This is a genomic window from Cypionkella sp. (assembly GCF_028290025.1).
Taxonomy (GTDB): Bacteria; Pseudomonadota; Alphaproteobacteria; order Rhodobacterales; family Rhodobacteraceae; genus Cypionkella.
On the sequence record NZ_JAQGKQ010000088.1, the window covers coordinates 99,743 to 118,882 of the forward strand.

The 19,140-nt window shown below is 57.8% G+C and carries 20 protein-coding genes and 1 pseudogene; 7 read left to right on the forward strand and 14 right to left on the reverse strand.

Features of this window, described 5'->3' with window-relative positions; genetic code table 11:
• Positions 1-61: 61 nt before the first annotated feature.
• From JWS10_RS15125 to JWS10_RS15140, 4 genes are all read right to left on the reverse strand, one after another.
• A complete protein-coding gene (locus tag JWS10_RS15125) occupies positions 62-325 on the reverse strand; it encodes an HGGxSTG domain-containing protein (RefSeq protein ID WP_299508701.1) in 264 nt (87 codons plus the stop codon).
• A gap of 478 nt (positions 326-803) precedes the next feature.
• Positions 804-1,583: a hypothetical protein gene (locus JWS10_RS15130; protein ID WP_299508702.1), complete on the reverse strand. Its 780-nt coding sequence runs from the start codon at positions 1,581-1,583 to the stop codon at positions 804-806.
• A gap of 165 nt (positions 1,584-1,748) precedes the next feature.
• On the reverse strand, positions 1,749-1,907 hold the full coding sequence (locus JWS10_RS15135) for a hypothetical protein (protein ID WP_299508703.1): 159 nt from the start codon (positions 1,905-1,907) through the stop codon (positions 1,749-1,751).
• Positions 1,892-2,368 carry a hypothetical protein gene (locus tag JWS10_RS15140; protein WP_299508704.1) on the reverse strand — a complete coding sequence of 159 codons (477 nt, stop codon included), beginning with the start codon at positions 2,366-2,368 and terminating at the stop codon, positions 1,892-1,894. The genes JWS10_RS15135 and JWS10_RS15140 overlap by 16 nt, the downstream gene beginning before the upstream one ends.
• 272 nt (positions 2,369-2,640) lie before the next feature.
• Between JWS10_RS15140 and JWS10_RS15145 the strand changes: the two genes are divergently transcribed.
• Positions 2,641-3,399 carry a hypothetical protein gene (locus tag JWS10_RS15145; RefSeq protein WP_299508705.1) on the forward strand — a complete coding sequence of 253 codons (759 nt, stop codon included), beginning with the start codon at positions 2,641-2,643 and terminating at the stop codon, positions 3,397-3,399.
• Between the two features lie 334 nt (positions 3,400-3,733).
• Here the strand turns inward: JWS10_RS15145 and JWS10_RS21265 are convergent, their stop codons facing one another.
• From JWS10_RS21265 to JWS10_RS15195, 10 genes are all read right to left on the reverse strand, one after another.
• On the reverse strand, positions 3,734-4,306 hold the full coding sequence (locus tag JWS10_RS21265; protein WP_366943547.1) for a helix-turn-helix transcriptional regulator: 573 nt from the start codon (positions 4,304-4,306) through the stop codon (positions 3,734-3,736).
• A gap of 314 nt (positions 4,307-4,620) precedes the next feature.
• Entirely contained in the window at positions 4,621-5,763 is a 1,143-nt protein-coding gene (locus JWS10_RS15155; protein ID WP_299508706.1) for an AAA family ATPase, read from the reverse strand.
• Between the two features lie 41 nt (positions 5,764-5,804).
• Positions 5,805-6,671 (reverse strand): toprim domain-containing protein, encoded by an 867-nt coding sequence (locus tag JWS10_RS15160; protein ID WP_299508707.1) that lies wholly within the window; start codon positions 6,669-6,671, stop codon positions 5,805-5,807.
• Positions 6,668-6,973 (reverse strand): hypothetical protein, encoded by a 306-nt coding sequence (locus JWS10_RS15165; RefSeq protein WP_299508708.1) that lies wholly within the window; start codon positions 6,971-6,973, stop codon positions 6,668-6,670. The genes JWS10_RS15160 and JWS10_RS15165 overlap by 4 nt, the downstream gene beginning before the upstream one ends.
• A gap of 108 nt (positions 6,974-7,081) precedes the next feature.
• Positions 7,082-7,261: an AlpA family transcriptional regulator gene (locus tag JWS10_RS15170; RefSeq protein ID WP_299508709.1), complete on the reverse strand. Its 180-nt coding sequence runs from the start codon at positions 7,259-7,261 to the stop codon at positions 7,082-7,084.
• 106 nt (positions 7,262-7,367) lie between these two features.
• The gene (locus tag JWS10_RS15175; RefSeq protein ID WP_299508710.1) at positions 7,368-8,141 is read right to left on the reverse strand and encodes a hypothetical protein; all 774 of its coding nucleotides are present in this window, start codon (positions 8,139-8,141) and stop codon (positions 7,368-7,370) included.
• Positions 8,142-8,376: 235 nt separating this feature from the next.
• Positions 8,377-9,573 (reverse strand): integrase arm-type DNA-binding domain-containing protein, encoded by a 1,197-nt coding sequence (locus tag JWS10_RS15180; protein ID WP_299508711.1) that lies wholly within the window; start codon positions 9,571-9,573, stop codon positions 8,377-8,379.
• A gap of 526 nt (positions 9,574-10,099) precedes the next feature.
• Positions 10,100-11,806: a recombinase family protein gene (locus tag JWS10_RS15185; protein ID WP_299508712.1), complete on the reverse strand. Its 1,707-nt coding sequence runs from the start codon at positions 11,804-11,806 to the stop codon at positions 10,100-10,102.
• The gene (locus JWS10_RS15190) at positions 11,803-12,261 is read right to left on the reverse strand and encodes a DUF2924 domain-containing protein (RefSeq protein WP_299508713.1); all 459 of its coding nucleotides are present in this window, start codon (positions 12,259-12,261) and stop codon (positions 11,803-11,805) included. Before JWS10_RS15190 ends, JWS10_RS15185 begins: the two co-directional genes overlap by 4 nt.
• Positions 12,222-12,500, reverse strand: coding sequence for a DUF3489 domain-containing protein (locus JWS10_RS15195; protein ID WP_299508714.1), 279 nt, complete (start codon positions 12,498-12,500; stop codon positions 12,222-12,224). Before JWS10_RS15195 ends, JWS10_RS15190 begins: the two co-directional genes overlap by 40 nt.
• A gap of 784 nt (positions 12,501-13,284) precedes the next feature.
• Between JWS10_RS15195 and JWS10_RS15200 the strand changes: the two genes are divergently transcribed.
• From JWS10_RS15200 to JWS10_RS21270, 6 genes and pseudogenes are all read left to right on the forward strand, one after another.
• Entirely contained in the window at positions 13,285-14,730 is a 1,446-nt protein-coding gene (locus tag JWS10_RS15200) for a site-specific DNA-methyltransferase (RefSeq protein WP_299508715.1), read from the forward strand.
• Positions 14,717-15,154 (forward strand): DUF5681 domain-containing protein, encoded by a 438-nt coding sequence (locus JWS10_RS15205; protein WP_299508716.1) that lies wholly within the window; start codon positions 14,717-14,719, stop codon positions 15,152-15,154. The genes JWS10_RS15200 and JWS10_RS15205 overlap by 14 nt, the downstream gene beginning before the upstream one ends.
• Positions 15,151-16,611, forward strand: a complete 1,461-nt coding sequence (gene terL / locus JWS10_RS15210) for a phage terminase large subunit (protein WP_299508717.1) — start codon at positions 15,151-15,153, stop codon at positions 16,609-16,611. Before JWS10_RS15205 ends, terL begins: the two co-directional genes overlap by 4 nt.
• A gap of 410 nt (positions 16,612-17,021) precedes the next feature.
• Complete coding sequence (locus JWS10_RS15215; RefSeq protein ID WP_299508718.1) at positions 17,022-17,351, forward strand: hypothetical protein; 330 nt, start codon at positions 17,022-17,024, stop codon at positions 17,349-17,351.
• A 121-nt stretch (positions 17,352-17,472) separates the two neighbouring features.
• Positions 17,473-17,874 (forward strand): FixH family protein, encoded by a 402-nt coding sequence (locus JWS10_RS15220; RefSeq protein ID WP_299508719.1) that lies wholly within the window; start codon positions 17,473-17,475, stop codon positions 17,872-17,874.
• Between the two features lie 566 nt (positions 17,875-18,440).
• Positions 18,441-19,087, forward strand: a pseudogene (locus JWS10_RS21270) (efflux RND transporter periplasmic adaptor subunit).
• The last annotated feature ends 53 nt before the right edge of the window (positions 19,088-19,140 follow it).

Below are 19,140 nucleotides of genomic sequence, written 5' to 3' on the forward strand. Positions count from 1 at the left end.
AGTTTGCGCCCCAATTTTTTAGAAGGGCGTCAGGGTTACGTCTCTTAGAATGTTTAAAAACCTAGCAGGGGCTTTCGGCGTGGCGCGCCCAGCGCCGCCGCTGGGCCTCTGAAATGCGGGCTAAGCCCTCGGGCGTCTTGGCCCCGGTGGATTTTCCACCGTGAAACTTGCAGCGCCGCTTGCCGGGTTCTGACTTATTTCGACACGCACCGCTCTTGCGCGTCTTGGCCCCGCATATGACGCGGCGGGTGGCGAGGTGATGCGCTTCGCGTTGTTTGCGGCGGGCAACACTGGAGGCAAATAGCGCCTCGGCCTCGGCGTCCATTTCTCTTGCCAGCTAACACCCCATCCCCCCGCGTGCGCATACTTGTGTGAGGTTCCCGCATCACGCCTTTCCGTATGATGGAAACCCCGGCCTTTCCCCATAAGGAAAACCCAGCTTTTCCTGCATTCTGGAAAACAGCCTCGCGCGCGGGCGCGTCATCGGCGGCAGGATGGCTGCGCTAGGGCGGGACAATCGTTCAATGGAATGTTCGGAGCAAAGATACCTTCCCCAGCGCCTCGCGAGCCATAACAAAACTTAATATGCGCTCGGGGCGGGGGAAGTTGGCAGTGTCAACAAACGTCAACATGCGCGACGATTCCACAGCGCCGCAATGACAGGTTTTGTCAGGCCCCGGTCAAGTTAGGTCGGCTCACCGCTACCACCCTTTCCCGTCTGCTCTCAGTGCTAAGGAGGCTCCTGCATCGGTCCCGCTGCGCGAACGGGGCAGAGATTTGACTCCCCCTTTGGCCTCGCGCGCTTATGAGGCAAAAACTGTGTGCTCAAAGCCAGTAAATGCGTTTCGAGTGCGCAAAACAAACAGCGCCAACAGTCCTGTGCCAAGCAACACGCCGCCCGCAGGAAGCGGCACAGGTGAAGGCGACTTAGAAACTACCTCAAAGTTGCTCAGGTCAATATCGAATTCCATCTCGTCAAAAATCGGTGTGCCGTCCGGGAGGAACCGCGTGACACCAAAAACAGAGAACCGTTGATCGGTCGGTGTCGGCACATTACCTAGGTATTCAAAGGCAGAAAGAGTGGCGTCTGGGAAGCCTAAGACACCAAGCGGTGACGTCAACACATCGGGAAAGGCGTTCAAGAACCGAAACTCAAAATTAGTGATGATTACTTCCGTATCTTTTGGGCCATAGCGATCAACGAAAGTGTAATTTAGAAACTCAGACCGCGAAAATCCCAAAGATGAGAATTCTTCTCCGACGGCGTCACTGTCACCTATACCCAGTCCATCTGTAGGTACAACGAAACTAAATCCATTGCCTGCAACGACTTCAACACTTTCTAAGTCATAACTGGAATAGCTCGATCCAATTTGCAAGACAGGCGCGAAACTGGAAAATTGAAAGTTTAAGTTGAAGATACCGCTCGAACCAAAAAGACGATCATATAAGTCATTGTTTCTCTCATCCGTGCGTGTTGGAACACCCTGCGCTCGCAATGAAAGTGTAGCTGCATTAACCGCAACTGAGCACGACAGGACTGCAACGAGAGATAATGTCAAAACATTGGGCCTTAGCAACATCAAAGCTTCTTTCTGCCAAATGAATTGCGACTAAATATTACAGTATCGGGAGGGCCGAAATTCGACAAGTGATTCGGTCTGGGCATCCATGTGGAGCGGCTAGCGCCGTGGAAAATGCTTATCGGCGCGATGACGCAATCGAACAGCCTATGAGGTGCGCAAGGGTTAACCACTAAGCGAGTCCAGTTGATCCATGCCCCGGATGCGAGAGCCGTCAGCATTCACGAAATTCAACTCTGACACCAGATCAAGGGCGAGGCCCACAAGGCTAGAGACATCTTCGATAAGCACAGCGATAGTATCGCGGTCTAAAGTCGCGGCCATTGCGCCACTTCTGCCATGCCGGGGCTTAGGGCTTCCAACCCGGCCAATGTGGTAACCAGCAGGGTGGTGACATGAAACGCGAGGGCTGCAATAGCCTTGGCTTCATCATAGGTTGGGTCGGCAAACGCCATGCGAATGGCCTCGGCAAAGTGGCGGGCATCGCTGATTATGTCCATCGCATCAAGCAAGTCTTTCGTCGGCTTTCCTTCATAACGGGGAGTTTTTCGGGCGGTTCGGTATTGCCAGGCGGCGGCCTCGCGGGCTTCGGCTTTACTCAGCATGGCGCGCATGGCGTCAAGGCGCTTCCAGTCAGAACCGCGCATGGTGTCTTTGCATTCGAAAGCAAAAAGATCGGCGCGAAGCTGGGCGGCTGTGACGTTGGCAAACTGGGCAGCGCTGGCAGCGGCACGGGCGGCAAGGTTGCGGGCGATACGGGCGTTTTCCTTCGCATCCCACCACACCAGCTACAGGTCGGGGGAACCCCCGCCATTGCACTGCCGCGATGTAGTTCTCACCAAAGTACAACCCGGCCTCCGGACTTGCCGTCACGCAGCTGCCGGTCGCCGGGGCGGGTTTTTCCGCCTGTAGTAATTGGGCGATGCGTCCACATTTGAGAATGGATAGCGAACTGCGGGCGATTCTGCCAATATCAGTATAGCCAGATCGCGCGAATCATTGACGCAATGCAGCGCCGCCCCACGTCTGTCTTTTGAGCATATTTCGGGAGGTGAAAATGTGGAGGAAATTGTTTGCGGTGATGGCGGCGTTTGGGGTGGCGACAAGCGCGGGCGCGGCAACTTACGGGTACGGCGAACGGCTGCATTATGACTTTACCTATTATGCGCCGACTCCATCTATTTCAGTGCTAGACCATTACAATCCTCAGTTTCGGCTGGCATCTTCGACAGGCGAAACAACCGGGTTCTCTAAAATGGTGACTTTCGGGTTTGCACTGCTAGGGTTACAGCCAGACAGATTAGCCGGAAAGACTTTGAACTTGAGCGGTGCGGGTCTAGACAGTGCGTTTCCAGATCGTGTAGTGGAAACTTTCTACATTGTAAGTGAACTCATTCTTGATAACCAAAGCGGTCACGTATCCTTCGACAGCAATGAAAACATTGATAAATGGGCATATTTAGGGGATAGGAGCAGGGCTGGCGCAGTGGCCTTTTCAACTTCAAACGATCCATCAAAATTGATCTTGGATCGCTCTGCGTCGGATCCTCAAAACCTGAATGGCAGCACAATTTACGACGAATACTATTTTGAGCCTTGGGACCTATTTTACTCGACGCGGCCCGGATACTGGACAACGGACACTTCGAAGGTCTGCTTTACAACTGAAAATGGCGAATATCTTGCCGCCGCCGAATGCAGATCGCCATCCACCGTACCTTTACCCGCCTCATTGCCTTTGCTGATCAGCGCGATGATGTTTGGCATATTATTTGCACAGAAACGCCGTGGCCTTACGGCGTCTCCGCAATCTTGAGGCATGTCATTATGGGATCGCCTACATTGTTCGCGGCACCACTCGCGGCGCGGCTCTTTTCCGCTTTATACTCGGGTGGGGTAGGGGACCAGAGAGGTTCGCATTCGTCTGACAGCACCCAGATAGCGTTCTCTTGCCACTAATCGTAAATCCCTCCTAACGCGTCAGACCGTGCGACGCTGAAGAAGCACCAGACCGCCGACCCGAAGCCCAAAAGCGCACCTGCTGCGGGCAGGGGCTCTGGCGTGGGCATCGGCAAAGAGCATCGTACCTGACCGAGCGTATTGGTGCGTAAGGCATACTTTTACGGCTTCCGAAAACTACTTCGACCCATCTAACAGTCCCCAGAATTTACGAGCGCCCATCGCTTTCTTTGAGCGTATGCAATGCGTGCTAAGCCCCCGGGCGTCTTGGCCCCGGTGGATTTGCCGCCGTGAAACTTGCAGCGCCGCTTGCCGGGTTCTGACTTATTTCGACACGCACCGCTCTTGCGCGTCTTGGCCCCGCATATGACGCGCCGGGAGGCGAGGTGATGCGCTTCGCGTTGTTTGCGACGGGCAGCACTGGCGGCAAATAGCGCCTCCGCCTCGGCATCCATTTTCTCTTGCCAGCTAACACCCCACCCCCCCGCGTGCGCGTCAGACTGCCAATTAATCCGCAAACCCAAAGCCTCGGCCATGCGTTCGCCCGCGCTACGCTGCCCGATAGTGGGCTTGGCTTCCCAATACTGGACGGTATCGCGCGACACGCCAATGCGCTTTGCCAGATCGGCTTGAGTTATCTTTGCCGCCTTGCGCATGGCACGCAACTCGGCCCCTGAAATGTTGCGGTTTACCTCTGTCACGCTTCCTATGCGGTCCCCTGCTTTGCCATCCGCAGACATTTGCACACCCCCCGCATCCGTCATTCCTCGGCCTTCCTGCTTCGCGCGGCGCGCTTGCGGCACCCCTGCGAGCAATAACAGGCATCGGCGCGGCGGTAGACCGGCACGGGGTCATTACACCAGCGGCATAGCCAGCCCCATTGCAGCCGCCTTGCCTGTCAATCTGGGCGCGATGGCAGAGCCGTGAAAAATGCAAGGTAGGGGAAAGCTGGGGGCGGTTCCTACTTCCCCCACCCCCACCCCCACACCCCTATACAAGGTGGGGGTGGGGGGCGAGGTAATGGGTTTTTGCAAGGTGGGGGGAAGGTGGGGGTAGGTGGGGGTGAGTGGGGGAAACGTCATTCTTGCACCCCCGGGTTATTCTCCCCAGCAAAGACAAAATCTGCCTGCTTGTTCTTGTCGCCATAGGTCAGGCGCTCAATCCGCAGAACGTCGCTTTCGATCCACTTTTTGAGCATGGTCTTAACTCGCGCTTTGTCCGATGCTTTGGACACATCAAGACCCAGAACCTCTGCAATTATGTCCCCGGCCCAACCTTTGGCTTGGCTGTTTTCGCGGGGCGGGTTTTCGCAGGCGGCAATCTCTGCCCTCACTCGGCAAGCGTCATTCACAGTGATGCCCGTAAACGCCTCAGGCCAGACCCAAGGCCGGATGGTCGCGACGTTTTCGCCATTGGCAATCATCACGCCCGTTTTCACAAACCAGCGGTTCCGATCTGATGACGGTGGCGCAAGATTGCTCTCGGCCTCACCGATGCGGAAGTAATGCCGGAAATCGTCAACACCCGCCTGCGCACCCTCGGCCTCCGTCATAGGCACCAGCAAGCGGTTGAACCGCGCCACGCCCCGCAGCGCCGATCCACCTCGGCCATCATCTAGGGTCGGTTGTATGCCGGGGGAGGGCTTGCGGGTATGGTGGACAAGGCCAATTGCGGCCCCGGTGTCGGATGCAAGCGACCGGATGCGCCCGCCCAGCGCGCGGAAAACCTCGTTTGTTTCCGGGCTTTGGCTGAGGTCTTGCAGCGGGTCGAATATGGCGAGGGCAATGGCTTCGCGCTTGATCAGATCCGCAAGAGCCTGGAAGGCGGACTCGGCAATATCGCCTTTCTCGCCCTTGATCAAAACAACCGGGCGTTCAGCCGACACGCCCGATACCGCAAACAGCCGCCCGCTTATTTCTGATTGTGGTATCTGCCATGCCTGCAACACCGCAGCCACGCGGCCTTCAATGACGGCTAAATCATCCTCGGCATTGTAATACAAAACCTTGGTCGGTGCGGCGGGCTTGCCCGTGAGAAAGCCGCGCCCGGTGGCGGCGTCTATCGCCTCAGACAGCGCCAGCAGGCTCTTGCCTGTCTTGGGGGCGGCAAAGGTCACGCTGAGATAACCCGCCGCAAAGGTGTCGCCGTAGACGAAGCGCACGCGGGGGATTTGCGCGCAGTCAATCTCTTGCCATGCCCTAAAATCGTAGGATAGCGGCATGCACGGGGCCTGCGGTGTGAAGGGGATGGGCTTGGGCATATTCAAGCGGCAATCCCCCCGCGCAGCGCGTCGTTCCAATCCTGCCCCTCCGGCGCTGGCAACATCGACACTGCCCAGCCCAGCGCCGCTGCACGCTCTGCCAAGGCATTGCCCGCCTGCCATCCGGCCCCGACATCATCGCTATCGGTTGCAACAATCAGTTGGCCGGGGGGCTTGGGTAAGGCGAGGGCTTTCATGCCTGAAGTGGACAAAGCAGCCCATACCGTGGCAGGGCCAGCCAGAAGCCCGCTCAGGAGGCTTAGGCCCGTCTCTATCCCTTCGCACACGACCAACGGACCGCTGGCCTCTGACAGCGCCACGGCACCGCCTGCGCAGGGGCCTTGCATCATCTTTGAGTGCTCGATGATGCGCCTTCCGGATTTCTCAAAATAGGTGCGATGGACGCCGCCAGTGGACACATCACCCACCATTGCCGACAACCAGCGGGCGCTGGGCGCGTGGAAGGCATCAGCGGCCCAGCCAAGCGACGGCGGCAACGGGCAGGTGATACCGCGCCCCCGCAGATAGGTTTCTCCTTTGGTGCGTTGCAACGGCTTGCAAATGGCCCAGAGCCGCCGCGCTTTGGCGAGTTGTTCCACAGCATAGGCTTCGCGCTTGGCCTCGGCCACGCGCTGCGCAACCGGGTCAATCCGCACGCTATCGCGGGGCAGGCCCGCCGCCCGCACAATGTCGCGAAAGTCACAGCCGGTCTTGTGGCAGAACGCCAGTAACGCTCCACCCTCGGCGCGTATGGAAAGCCCGCGTTGATCGGCGCGGCGCTCGGTTTGACAGACAGGGCAGGGCGCAAGGCCAGTATGGCCCCGCCATTCGCCGCCCAGCGTTTGTGTGAGGGTTTGTGCATCACTCATAGGCCCATCCCCTCGGCAAGGGTGACACGTGATTTCAGGAGGTAGCGGGCATGGTTGCCCTCAAATGGCCCTTCGTGCTTTTCGTGGATCGTCTCGATTGCCAGCCCGCGCTCGTGGCGCAAGGCGTGGACATATGCGCACCAGCGGGGGCCGGGTTGATCAATCGGCGTGCAGCCCAGCGCCCCGGCACTAATAAGACATTCCAAGGCCCAGCGGTCGCGGCCCTGCACTGTGATTTCGGCGATTGTGCCGTCGCTATCGTGAACGGTGAAACGGGCTTTGGCCCAGCGTTTATGCGTCATTGCTCGATGCCTTTTGTTGCGGCTCGGGCGGCCATGCGCTATTGTCGGGGTATCCTGTTACCGCCGAAACGAATAGAGCCGCTGCCCGTGCCGGGTGGCGGTTTTCGTTTAAGCGGCGGTGCGGCTTGACAGCCAGTCGGCAATCCGGCTTTCCGGCCATCCAACAGCCCGGCCAGTCAGCTTGATCGGGCGGGGGAATTTCCCCTCTTTCATCAAGTCGTAAATCGTCGTGGTGGACAGCCCCGTAAGTTCGAGAACGGCAGGGCGGCGAAGATGCTTTTCAACCATGGTGGCCTCCGAATGTTGGCGTTACATGGCGCAACATTGGGGGCAAATTTATGCTGTGTTCAAATAAATGACGGCCCATATGTTGTGGTTGCCGCCCGCAAATCAGCTATCCCCCTCTGGGCAACTCCGCACCACTTATGGGCATTTCCTCGGCCAATTTGGGCAAAGTCGCTAAAAGTGGTGCTAGGTATCGCTGGGCCGTGCTTCTGGACAGAGGTTTATTGAAGTGAGCAAGATACCATTCTTGCGCTTCTGCCAAAATGGCCTCTTTTTTTCGCGGGAGTTCGCTTCGCCTCATCTGCATTGCGTGAAGAACGGCAATTTCCGCCATTCCGTCGCCCATTGGCGTGCGTCCCGGTCGGGGGCGGGTGATAGATTTGACAGTGTTACTCTCGCCTTCGTCTAGAATAATGGTGCTTCCGTGAAGCCACCCACTTACTCTGCGAGGCTCCACCATTGTTCCCGAAAACACCCGGAGACAGTCGGAAATCGGCACAGTCACCGCAAAATAGCAGCCGCCCTTTATTGCTAAATTTGAACTTTCAAAATCCACCCCCCACATAGTCCATTCATCCGGCTTTATTTCCTCAAAATCGCGGTAATCAGCCCACTCTGTTTCATCTGATCCAAAGGCCAGTAACCCTGTGCCAATCAGCTTTCCGTCCATAAGCGCGCTCAGCACGTCCACCCTTGCACGGTTAATTGCCCTGTTGAGCGGCACATGAAGTGCTTTCATTTGCTTTGCTGCGTCAAGTTCGTTTGCTTCAGCAATTTCCTTTTCAGCAAGCATCATTGCGTAATCAGCATCAGCCCGAGCACTCTCCCATAAATTGCCCATGTAAGACCGATCTCGCTCCATCAACTCTTCGGGGGTCGCCATTAAGCAGATTTCCCGAAGATGCATATACTCTTCAACCGGAACGCCGGGGAGAACATCGCTACTTCGGCCTCCGTTAGCCATAGCGTCGGCGTCCACTGGGCTCCGTGCATATCCATAATCTTGTCCCGGTCCATTCTGTAACCGGGGTCCGGCATCAACCCTAAAGCAATCCAATGGGCGACTTCGAAGAGGTGCATATGCTCGTCATCACTAGAACGAGCCGAAAAAACTCTTGTCATGCAATCCTCACCACTTCGCCGCGACGTTCCGACAGGAACCCGGCCCATGCTTCCATCATCTTGCCCCGTTTCTCGAATAGATCAGAGCGGGCATAGGCTTGTTCGACGGCATCCCCGGCCATATGGGCAAGTGCTGCCTCGGCCACCTCACGCGGGAATGTGGTGCGCTCTTGCGCCCATGTGCGGAACGAGGTGCGGAACCCGTGAATGTCGATAGGGAAGCCCAGTTCCCGCACCAGCTTAATCAGCGTCATATCTGACAATGGCCTTCCCTTGATTGTGCCGGGAAATACTAGCCCATCGCCCTCTGACAGCCCGCGCGCCTCTTTCAGTATCGCCACTACGCGGCCCGACAGTGGCACCCGATGAGCGCGCTTGGCTTTCATGCGCAGGGCAGGGATGGTCCACAGCTTTGCCGCCAAGTCGATTTCAGACCAAAGCGCATCGCGCGCCTCGCCAGAACGGGAAGCAGTCAGCACCAGAAATTCAAGAGCGAGTTTCGTGGACAGCCCAGCGCCCGACGCCTGCACCGTTTGAATGCACCCGGCTACCTCGGCATAGCCCAGCGATTTGCGGTGTTCGACTGCATTGCCCACTTTAGGCAGGGCGAGGCTTACCGCATCGGCGGGGTTATCTTTGCGCCACCCTTTCGCCACCGCCCATTTCAGCACCACACCAATACGCTGGCGAACCCGGCGCGCGGTCTCCTGCTTTGCGGTCCAGATCGGGGCGAGGGCTTTCATCAGATCGGCGCTTGTCACCTCCGACACGCGCAGATTGCCGAAAGTTGGGAAGGCGTAGGTTTCGAGCGTGCTAATGAATTGTGCCGCGTGCTTTTCATTGCGCCATGTCGGCTTGTGCAATTCGTGAACGGTACGCGCAGCCTCGGCAAAGGTAGGCACGGCGCGCGCTTCGTTCTTAAGTTGGATGGGGTCTTGCCCCTCGTAGGCCAGTTGACGATTGCGGCGGGCATTTTCCCGGGCGGTGGCGAGACTCACCAGATCGGGCGACCCCAAGCCGATTTCCCGGCGCTTGCCACGAATGACAATGCGCTGCACCCACAGGCGCAAACCGCTCTTGTCCACGCGCAGATATAGCCCGTTTCCGTCGAAGTATTTGCCGGGTTCTTTGGCTGCATCGACGGCGCGGGCGGTCAAAGCCTTGGCTGGCGCGCGCGGTGAACGTTCCGTCATTAACCCATCCCCCATTTCATCCCCCATAAGTCGCCGGAACTTGGGGAATCTTGGCGCAATTCGGCGGAACAAGATAGGGAAAAGCGTCTATGATTCAAAGGAATATGGCGGCACTCGGCGCAACAGGGCGAAACGCTGTTAGGTAGCCTATCGATCCGCCAATCACCCCGATCTCTCTTCCCGCAAGCGGAATTTGTCCGAAATTCACCCGGTATTCCGGGGGTTAGCGCGGGATGTTTTTCCCTGAGACGCCGCGCATGGGCGAAGAGTGCCTCGTTTTGCGGGCCAGTCTCTGATGTCCCGTTCGCTCAGTTCGGTTTTGGAATTTCCCTGATAGCTATGGATCTACAGGGAAATCTGCTAAAATCTGGTCGTTCCGATCGAAACGACGCTCCAAACATGCTGCGACATCAATGGCTTGAGAGAAAATTCCCTGCTTGATGGAACAGGGAATTGACTTCAATGATCAGGGAAGCGTGTGGCGTTTAACAGGGAGTGCAATCTGTACAACAGGCACGGGTGTTCTTTAACGGCTAAGACCGAAGGCGCGCTCTTGCTCGCTCCAATCGAGCGGGATGCCGATGTGCAGAATCCGCGCTACCGACATATCCGGAGGTTGGTTGCCGTCCAATATTGCGGCCTGGATCCGGGGCGATAGGAAGGCGAGCGCGATGCGCGTGCGGACATAAGAGTCTGAATGCCCATCGCGGTTCGCGATCTCGGCTAGTTGGGTGCCGTTTTCAAGGGCAAGAACCCACCGATGCGCCTTTGTCAGTAACCGCACCAGTGTAGGGTCGGACGCGGGGACTTGTGATCCGGCAATGATCTTGGCCTCGATGCCGCGACGCCGAAGGGCGAAAGGCCCCGACACGATCGATAGCTCTGGCTTCAGTTCTGTAGTAAGGACGCCGATTGCAGCGGCAAGTTCTGCAGGATCTAGAATGATCGTGATTGCACCATTTTTAATCTGGGCGTTTGAGACGAGCGCGCGCAGAGTGGCTTTGTCATCTTGGCGCAAGCGCTCCGCGAGGGATGTGACGGAGACTGCGATGCGCGAGGCCGTCGCAGCATCAGGTGCGTAAAGAACATATTGCCCGGCGGCGGCCGTACCGAGATGATCGGCGATAACCTTTGCTACCGCCTGTTCGAACGCCTGTGCCGGCAGGCGCCAGCCGCGACCATTTGGCTCTGCCAAACCAACTGTTGTTTTGCCTGTCAGTAAACGGTTGGAAACGTAGTATCGCAGACGTCGGCCATGACGGGCAGTGTGGCTTGGGGTGAGGCGATCACCGGTTTCATCACGGATTTTGCCGACCAGAGGCGACGAATTATCCGTTTTTGCCGCACCATCAACCGCAGTTGGCACACCACGTTTGCGAGCACTTCCCAACTGCAACTTCGCCTGCACCCTGTCCCAGAGGTCTTGGCTTACAATCGCGGCTTGCTGTCCCGGCCAGAGATGTTTCTTGTGACGAATTTGGCCAAGATAGATGGGGTTGGTGAGCAGATAGTGAATCATGCCGCGCGTCAGGTCGACATCCCCGCGGCTTTTGCCGCTGGCAAAGAGATGCAATTTGGAGCGGATGCGGCGACGTTTCGCCTCGTCCTCTACACGCCGTAGACAGTCGAGCTGATCGTAAAGCTCGAAGAGCGTGGTGACATTCTCTGCTTCAGGCCGATTTACCACCAGCCCTCGCACGTTGGGGTCGGGATCTGCGTCATAGCCCAACGGGACGATGCCCCCCATCCAAAGGCCCTTCTTTTTGGATGCGGCAATCTTGTCGCGGATGCGTTCGGCGGTGACTTCGCGTTCAAACTGCGCAAAGGACAGGAGCACGTTGAGCGTCAACCGCCCCATTGAAGTCGAGGTATTGAACGCTTGGGTTACTGAGACAAACGAACAGCCTGCCGCATCGAAGCGCTCCACGATCTTGGCGAAATCAGCCAGGTCGCGGGTCAGGCGGTCAATCTTGTAAACGACCACCATGGTCACACGCCCGGCATCGATGTCGGCAAGCAATCGCTGGAGCGCGGGGCGTTCAAGCGTGCCACCTGAGATGCCGCCGTCGTCGTAGCGCTCGGGAAGCTGTTTCCAGCCCTCGTGCCGCTGGCTTACGATATAGGCGGTGCAGGCTTCTTGCTGAGCATCCAGCGAGTTGAAGGCCTGCTCCAACCCTTCTTCGGAGGATTTGCGGGTGTAAATCGCACAGCGGATCACTGGCTTTACGGTCATAACCGGCGCCCAGACTTAGCAGGTGATGCCATCGCCCTAACCTTAGCCTGCACCGCATTCAGGCCGAAGAAGCGTGGGCCTGACCAATGTGCGCCCGTGATAATTTGAGCTATGGCAGACAGCGAGCGATGGCATTTGCCCTGCCAGAGATAACCATCCGCTGTCACATCGACAACATGGGTCACGCCATTCCATTCCCGCAGCAGCCGCCCGCCCGGACGCATTGCTGGTGCTTTCATGCGGATTTTGTCGGTCTCGTTCTTTGCCAACCGCATTTTGAGTGCCTTCGGCAGCCCGCCCGAGCCGCGGGCTTGGACGGCAAAAGCGAGATATCGGCGCATGAGAGGTTGGCTCAATCCCTTTGGGACTTGGCTCCCCATGAGACCGGGCCAGTGCTGCACAAGCGCGTCACGGTTCATTGCAGCGATACCCGCGACGGTGAGAACTGTGACCATTGCACCTCCTCAACGGCGATGGACGACGCGAAGATCTGATAAACCGGTCCACCACCGATTTCCGTGGCGGCACCACGCTCAATCACAAAGCCCGCCTTGCGCAGGCCGCTAATTGCCGCTCGTACCGAGTGGGCCTGCCAGCGAGTCGCGGCACAAATCTGCGCAAGGCTGGCACCTTTCGGTGCAGTCAGCATCTGGCGTACGGTCTCAATCTTGGTAAGTTTTTGAGGGCGGGTCATCGGTTTGTTTCCATGCAGTTCCGGGGCGGCGACATGCCAGCCTGCGGTACCAAGACAAGCCCGGGACGGCGTCCGGGCGTGGCATCAGTAATGCTTGCGTGGCGCGCTAAGTCCAGCGGAGTATGCGAATGCCGTGCAGGATATCAGTTCCGGGCTGCAGCCAGATCTGTCGCGGAAGCTAGCGGCATGACCCGTGGCCCCCGTTTCGAGCGTTCATTTTCTCTGCCGGGAAAACTCAAGCAATTCAGGGCCTAAATCGGGAGACGTGCAATCAATGCCAATCAGCTTTGCGGCGGCCTAGGTAAAAACTAGGTAAAGTTAATCCATTGAAAAGGCTGCAAAATAGTCATTGCGGGCGCGCATGAAGCAGCCTATGTTAGGTCAGCATAGATGCACAGCCAAGATGGCCTAAAGTTCAAATACGCAGTTGCCTAAACTAAAAAAACCCCTTGTCAGAGACCACGCGCAAAGCGCTCGATATAATCAAGATAGTTCGCCGCTTGCGATCATGAATTGGCGCATTAACCGCCATGGTACACTCTTAGCATTAATGCGTAGTAAATCATCCAAGATCCGCTGATTGCGGCACGCCGCGTGCACGCGCACGGCTTCAATTGACCACGAAGATTGCCGCATCCAGACCTCAAGCCAGGTCAGAGCGGCAGAACCACGTCCCCTCTTTCACTGGATCGTCGATGGCGGGACGGCTCACTGCTGCCTGTCAACCTTCGCTCCCTTTCTCAATCTAGGCGTGCCATGACGCCAAGCACCGAAGGCTATGACAATGAACGACTTTAGCAAGTCCAAGCGGCAAGGAGGCGTGCCCCAAGGCCAAGCCCTTGCTACCAACACCAAGCGGTCGATGCCGCTTGCATTCACCGAGCAGCCGATTGGCTCCCTCAAGCCATTTGCGCGCAATGCGCGACGGCACAACGATCGCCAGATTGACCTCATCGCGCGTTCGATCCGCGAGTTTGGGTTCCTGAATCCCATCCTGATTGACGCCGACTACAACATCATCGCGGGGCACGGGCGGTTTGAAGCGGCGCAACGCTTGGGTCTTCCGACCGTGCCGACGGTGTTGCTTGAACATCTGACGCCCTCTCAGGTGCGTGCCTATCGCATAGCCGACAACCGCATCGCCGAGCTGTCACACTGGGACGACGAAATCCTTCGTTTGGAAATCAGCTCTCTGATGGAACTGGAGATTGCTGGTGATTTAGACTTCGATATCAGCCTAACTGGGTTTGACACGCCTCGAATCGATGTGCTGATGGATGGTGGTCTTTCGGCGGACGCGGGTCAGCCGGCTGAAACCGTCGATTTGCCTGAGGATGACGCGCGCGCCGTCACATGCCCGGGCGATCTGTGGATGCTCGGTCAGCACCGTCTGCTATGTGGTGACGCCCTTGATCCTGCGGCCTATTCAACGATCATGGGCGATGAGCAGGCCCGCATGGTCTTCACCGATCCGCCCTACACCGTGCCGATCCTGGGACATGTGCGCACCAACACAAACTCGGCGCATCGTGAGTTTGCCATGGGCGTTGGCGAGATGACCTCTGACGCGTTCCGGCAGTTTCTCGGGGCGAGCCTTGCCGCCTGCCGCGCCGCTTGTGTCGACGGTGCTATCCTGATGGTCTGTATGGACTGGCGCCACATCGACGATCTCATCGCGTCGGCCGAGGCCGAAACCTTGAGCCTTATCAATCTCTGCGTCTGGAACAAAAACAACGGCGGCATGGGCAGTCTCTATCGTTCCAAGCATGAGATGGTCTGCATCTTCAAGTCAGGGCTGGCTACCCATGTCAACAATGTGGAATTGGGCCGTCACGGGCGCTATCGCACCAATGTGTGGGACTATGCTGGGGTTAATACCTTCCGCAAAGGCCGTGCCGCCGATCTCGCCGCGCATCCGACTGTCAAACCTACCGCGCTCATCATGGATGCAATCAAAGATGTCAGTGGCCACGGCGACATCGTTTTAGACCCGTTTGGCGGTTCTGGATCTACGCTCCTTGCGGCTGAAAAAACGGGCCGCCGCGCACGCCTGATCGAACTGGATTCACTCTATGTCGATGTCGCGATCCGCCGCTGGCAGGCACTGACCGGACTGGCGGCCGTGCTTTCTGCGACTGGGGAGACTTTCTTGGATCGCGAAGCTGCCGGTCGCGCCTCGGTGAAAGATGACGTTCGCAGTGCAGAGGAGGCGGATAATGACAAAGCGTAACGGCAAAGCCTCGTACGAGGTCGGCTTTGGCAAACCGCCGCAGCACAGCCAATTCCAGCGCGGCCAATCTGGCAATCCGCGCGGCCGTCCCAAGGGCGCGACAGGCTTCGATGCGGCGCTTATTCGTGAACTTGAGGCCAAGATTATCGTGACGGAAGGTGGGGCCCGCACGACCATGTCGAAAGGTGAAGCTGCGGCAAAGCGGCTGGTTGAAAAGGCGCTGAAGGGAGATATGCCCGCTCTGCGGTATGTGGCCGAGACTGACCGCAACTTTGCAGAGAAAGTCGAATCCCGTATTAAATTGGCGCAAGGGGAGGGGACGTCAGTTGTGACCGAGTCTGGGGATGAGGAAATCCTGCGCCATTTCTCTGAGCAGGCCCGCAACGGAAACTGGTCGGCTGAACCGGAAAGCGGGGAGGTATGAACGCTCAACTTCCGTTCAGTGATCGCCAAGTCGTAGATGCTTTGGCACGCGGCTCGTTCTTTGCTTTTACTTGGAAAGTGTTCCAGACGCTTCACCCAGACCCCGCAGATGCGTTCATTCCAAACTGGCATGTCGAGGCGATGTGCCATGCTCTGGAAGATGTGCGGATCGGACCCACCCGGCGCCTCGTGATCACGGTACCGCCCCGCCATCTGAAGTCCATTGCCACAGCGGTGGCCTATCCCGCCTTCCTGATCGGGCGCCAACCGGGCTGCAAGGTTCTCGTCGCCAGCTATTCGCTTGATCTTGCACGTAAGCATTCCGACGACTTCCGCACAATCCTGGAATGCGACTGGTATCGCCGGTTGTTTCCGCAGGCCCGGATCAATCCACGCGGTACGCGAGGCGAGGAAATCCGAACGACTGCTGGCGGTGTTCGCAAGGCTGTCTCCACAGGCGGGGCTGTGACCGGCTTCGGCGCGGATTACGTGATCGTTGATGATTTACTCAAAGCGCAAGATGCCGCTTCGGACACCGAGCGTGAGCGCGCCAAAACCTATCTCGATAGCTCGCTTCTGACTCGACTTAACAATCCCGACCAGGGCCGCATTATTGCGATCCAGCAACGCCTCCACGAGGATGACCCTGCCGGCTATCTACTGTCCAAGGGCATGTACCGGCATCTCAATCTACCGGCGATTGCCGAAGAGGACGAAGGGGTCGCCACTGGGTCAGGCAAGTTCTTTCAAAGGACAAAGGGCTCGGCATTGTTCCCGCAACGCTTCGATCTTCCAACTTTGGAGCGTCTGCGCCGCGAAATGGGCTCGGCCGCCTTCACCATGCAGTACCAACAAAACCCAATTTCCCCAGACGGGTCGCAATTGCGGTGGGAATGGTTTGGAATCTATGACGAACACCCGGAACGGAACCGGTTCCAAATGGTGGTGATGAGTTGGGATACCGGAATGTCGTCCGATCCCAAGAGCGACTATTCCGTGGCAACCACCTGGGGGTATCGTGAAAATTGCTGGTATTTGCTGTCGGTGTTTCGAGATAGGCTGGACTATCCGGATCTGAAGCGTACCGTTTTGCGACTCGGCGAAGAATGCAAGGCAGACTTGGTTCTGATCGAAAAGGCAGCAACGGGAATCCCGCTCTTGCAGGAGTGCCACTCTCAAATGCCGTCGCGCTTCCGAGAGGTCAGGCCGAGCGTCGACAAGGTGGTGCGGTTTAACGCGGCCTGCGCTCCAATCGAAGCGGGCCAAGTGCTTCTGCCTCGAGATGCGATCTGGCTGTCCGACTTCCGCAGGGAGTTGATGGGTTTTCCGCGCGCGAAGCATGATGATCAGGTGGACAGTGTCAGCCAATTCTTGAACTGGGCGGTCGGGAATGGCTTTCGGCGGACGTATAGAGGGCAAATGCGCAAGGAAGGTAAAGACGACGAGTGGCGGCGTTAGGTCTTGTTGGCACGACCGAACGCAGCGCCCAGCACTCATGCTCATAACCTGAAGGTCACAGGTTCAAATCTGGCTCCGCAACCAAATTATCACAACATATCAAACACTTAGGGCCTGACCTAAACAGTCAGGCTTTGTCGTTTGAAAAACGTGTCAACGCTGTGTCAACGTTTGACCAGTCCCCCCTGAAAAACGGGCGCTTTTTGCATTTTGGAATGTAGGATCAAGCGCGCCGAACGGTACTCGGGAATCAAATTGGCGATCTGGCCGAGGCCAAGCTGCGCAATGCGCAAGATCAAGGTGGTAGCGTCCTTTCGCGTTGAACGACCTGCGACACATAGGCCTTTTCCCGGCCGAGATCAGCAAATTGTGTCTTGTGTGATGGTCTTGATCCAGGCAAACACTGAAGGATGAGCAAGATACTTGGCATCTTGGGGTTGGTTCTGACGCTGGCAACGATGATCGTTGCCCCGGCGCAAGAGGCCAATGCCACCGTGACGGCCGTGACCTCTCCGACTATGCAAATGGCCGATGGTGCGCCTTGCCCACGGCAAAGCTGTGCCAAAATGCCGGATTGCCCGGTTGCATTTGCCGGTTTGTCAGTGTCTGCGGCGGTTGGAGCACCATCGACGGGGCTTGTATTCCAGCCCGCAGCACAAGCCGTCCGCTTTGCCTTTTCGACAGAGTCTCTCCTACCATCCTTGGATAGCTTTGGGCTGCGACGGCCGCCCAAACTTTAACTGTCAGGGGTGCCGTGTGCGCCCGGAATCCGCGTGGCACATGGCCGGGCGGTGAGCGCAGCTTGGCCTTTGCCGGGTTGAAAACGCGCTGATGCGCGGTTCTGACAGTCGGAAAAATGACATGAACATCAAACATCCGGCGCGTAGCTTCGTGCTGGCGCAAGCTTTGACCCTCGCGGCAACCTTTGGCGCTTTGGCCGCTCCTGAAGACTATACGTTCAAGATCATCGGCAGCGAACTGCACCAAGGGGCGGGTGCTGCGATCACGGTATCACCGACCGACCTGCGGACCAATGCGCCGGCGTCCGACGCCGTCATTTTCACCACGCGGCTGGACATGGCCCCCGAAGGGATGGAGGGCATGACAACTCCAGTTGAGGCGGTGGCGTCTGGCATCCCGGGCCAATACCAGTTCAAGGCCGACCTGGCGATGGCCGGGGACTGGCGGTTTCAGATCGCCGCCAAGGTTCAAGGCGAGGCGGAAACGGTGCAGGGTGAGCTGATCCTTGGCGTGAAGCCATGAGGATTCTCGGCAAAACCCTGATGGTGGGGCTTATCGCCGGGTCTGCGGGTTTTGCCGGGATTTGGGCTGGGGATCAAAGGGTAGCACCAGCGGACATTTCAGCATTGGTGAAGGCTTCGGTGGCCCGACTTTTTGGCGGCGATGCCGAAGCAATGGCATCCACCAGCCTTGAAACAGTGTCGATGGCTGTCCCGAAAGGGGCGGTCATATACTATCGTCATCCGGATCAGGCCGCCTATTCGGCAACGCTGATGAAAGCTCCGGATGGACGCGACTATCAGGCCGTTCTGGCCAGTCAGGATGTCAGTTTTGATCCCGCAGCAAAGCCCGCTGCAACGGCTCCGGTCGCGGCGGATGCCGAAAAGCGCATTCTTAACTATCGCAATCCGATGGGGCTGCCCGATACCTCGCCTACGCCGAAGAAAGACTCGATGGGGATGGATTATCTGCCGGTCTATGATGGCGACGAAGCGGATGGTTCGACTGTCACGGTGTCGGCGGGCAAGATTCAGCGGTCGGGGGTGAAAACCACGCGGGCCACCCGGTCCTCGATCAGTCAACCGATCATGGTGCCAAGCGTGGTCGAGCACGATGAACGTAGAGTCAGCGTGATTTCCCTGCGCACAGAGGCCTTTGTCGAAAAGGTTGCCGATGTAACGACCGGGGCCCCGATCAGGGCAGGGCAACCCCTGGTCACGCTGTATGCCAAGGAATTTGCCTCGGCCGGGGCGCAGTATGCGGCGGATATTGGCAACGGCGGCAAAGCAAGGGCTGCGGGCAGTCTGCAACGCCTGCTAAACCTTGGTGTGCCCGCCGAGATGATCGCAGACATCGAGAAAACGGGAAAGCCGCCAATCTCGGTCACGTTGATGGCCCCGCAAAGCGGGGTGGTGCTGGAGCGGATGGCGGTGGACGGGATGATGGCCGAAGCGGGCGAGACGCTGTTTCGATCGCCGACACCTCGACGGTCTGGATCATTGCGGATGTGCCGGAATTTGAACTGGCGCAGGTGCAGCGCGGCGCTGCGGCGATCGTGCGGTTCCGCAGCCTGCCGGGGCGGGAGTTCACCGGCAAAGTTGATGAGATTTACCCGGAAATTCAGGCCGAAACCCGCACAGCAAAAATCCGCATTGAATTGCCAAATCTCGACGGCGCGAGATCAGGCAAGGTGTGGCGGCTGGTGAGACGGTGGTGGTGTCGGCCAATTTCCTGATCGACGCCGAAAGCAACCTCAAGGCGGCATTGTCAGCGCTGACTCCGGCAGAG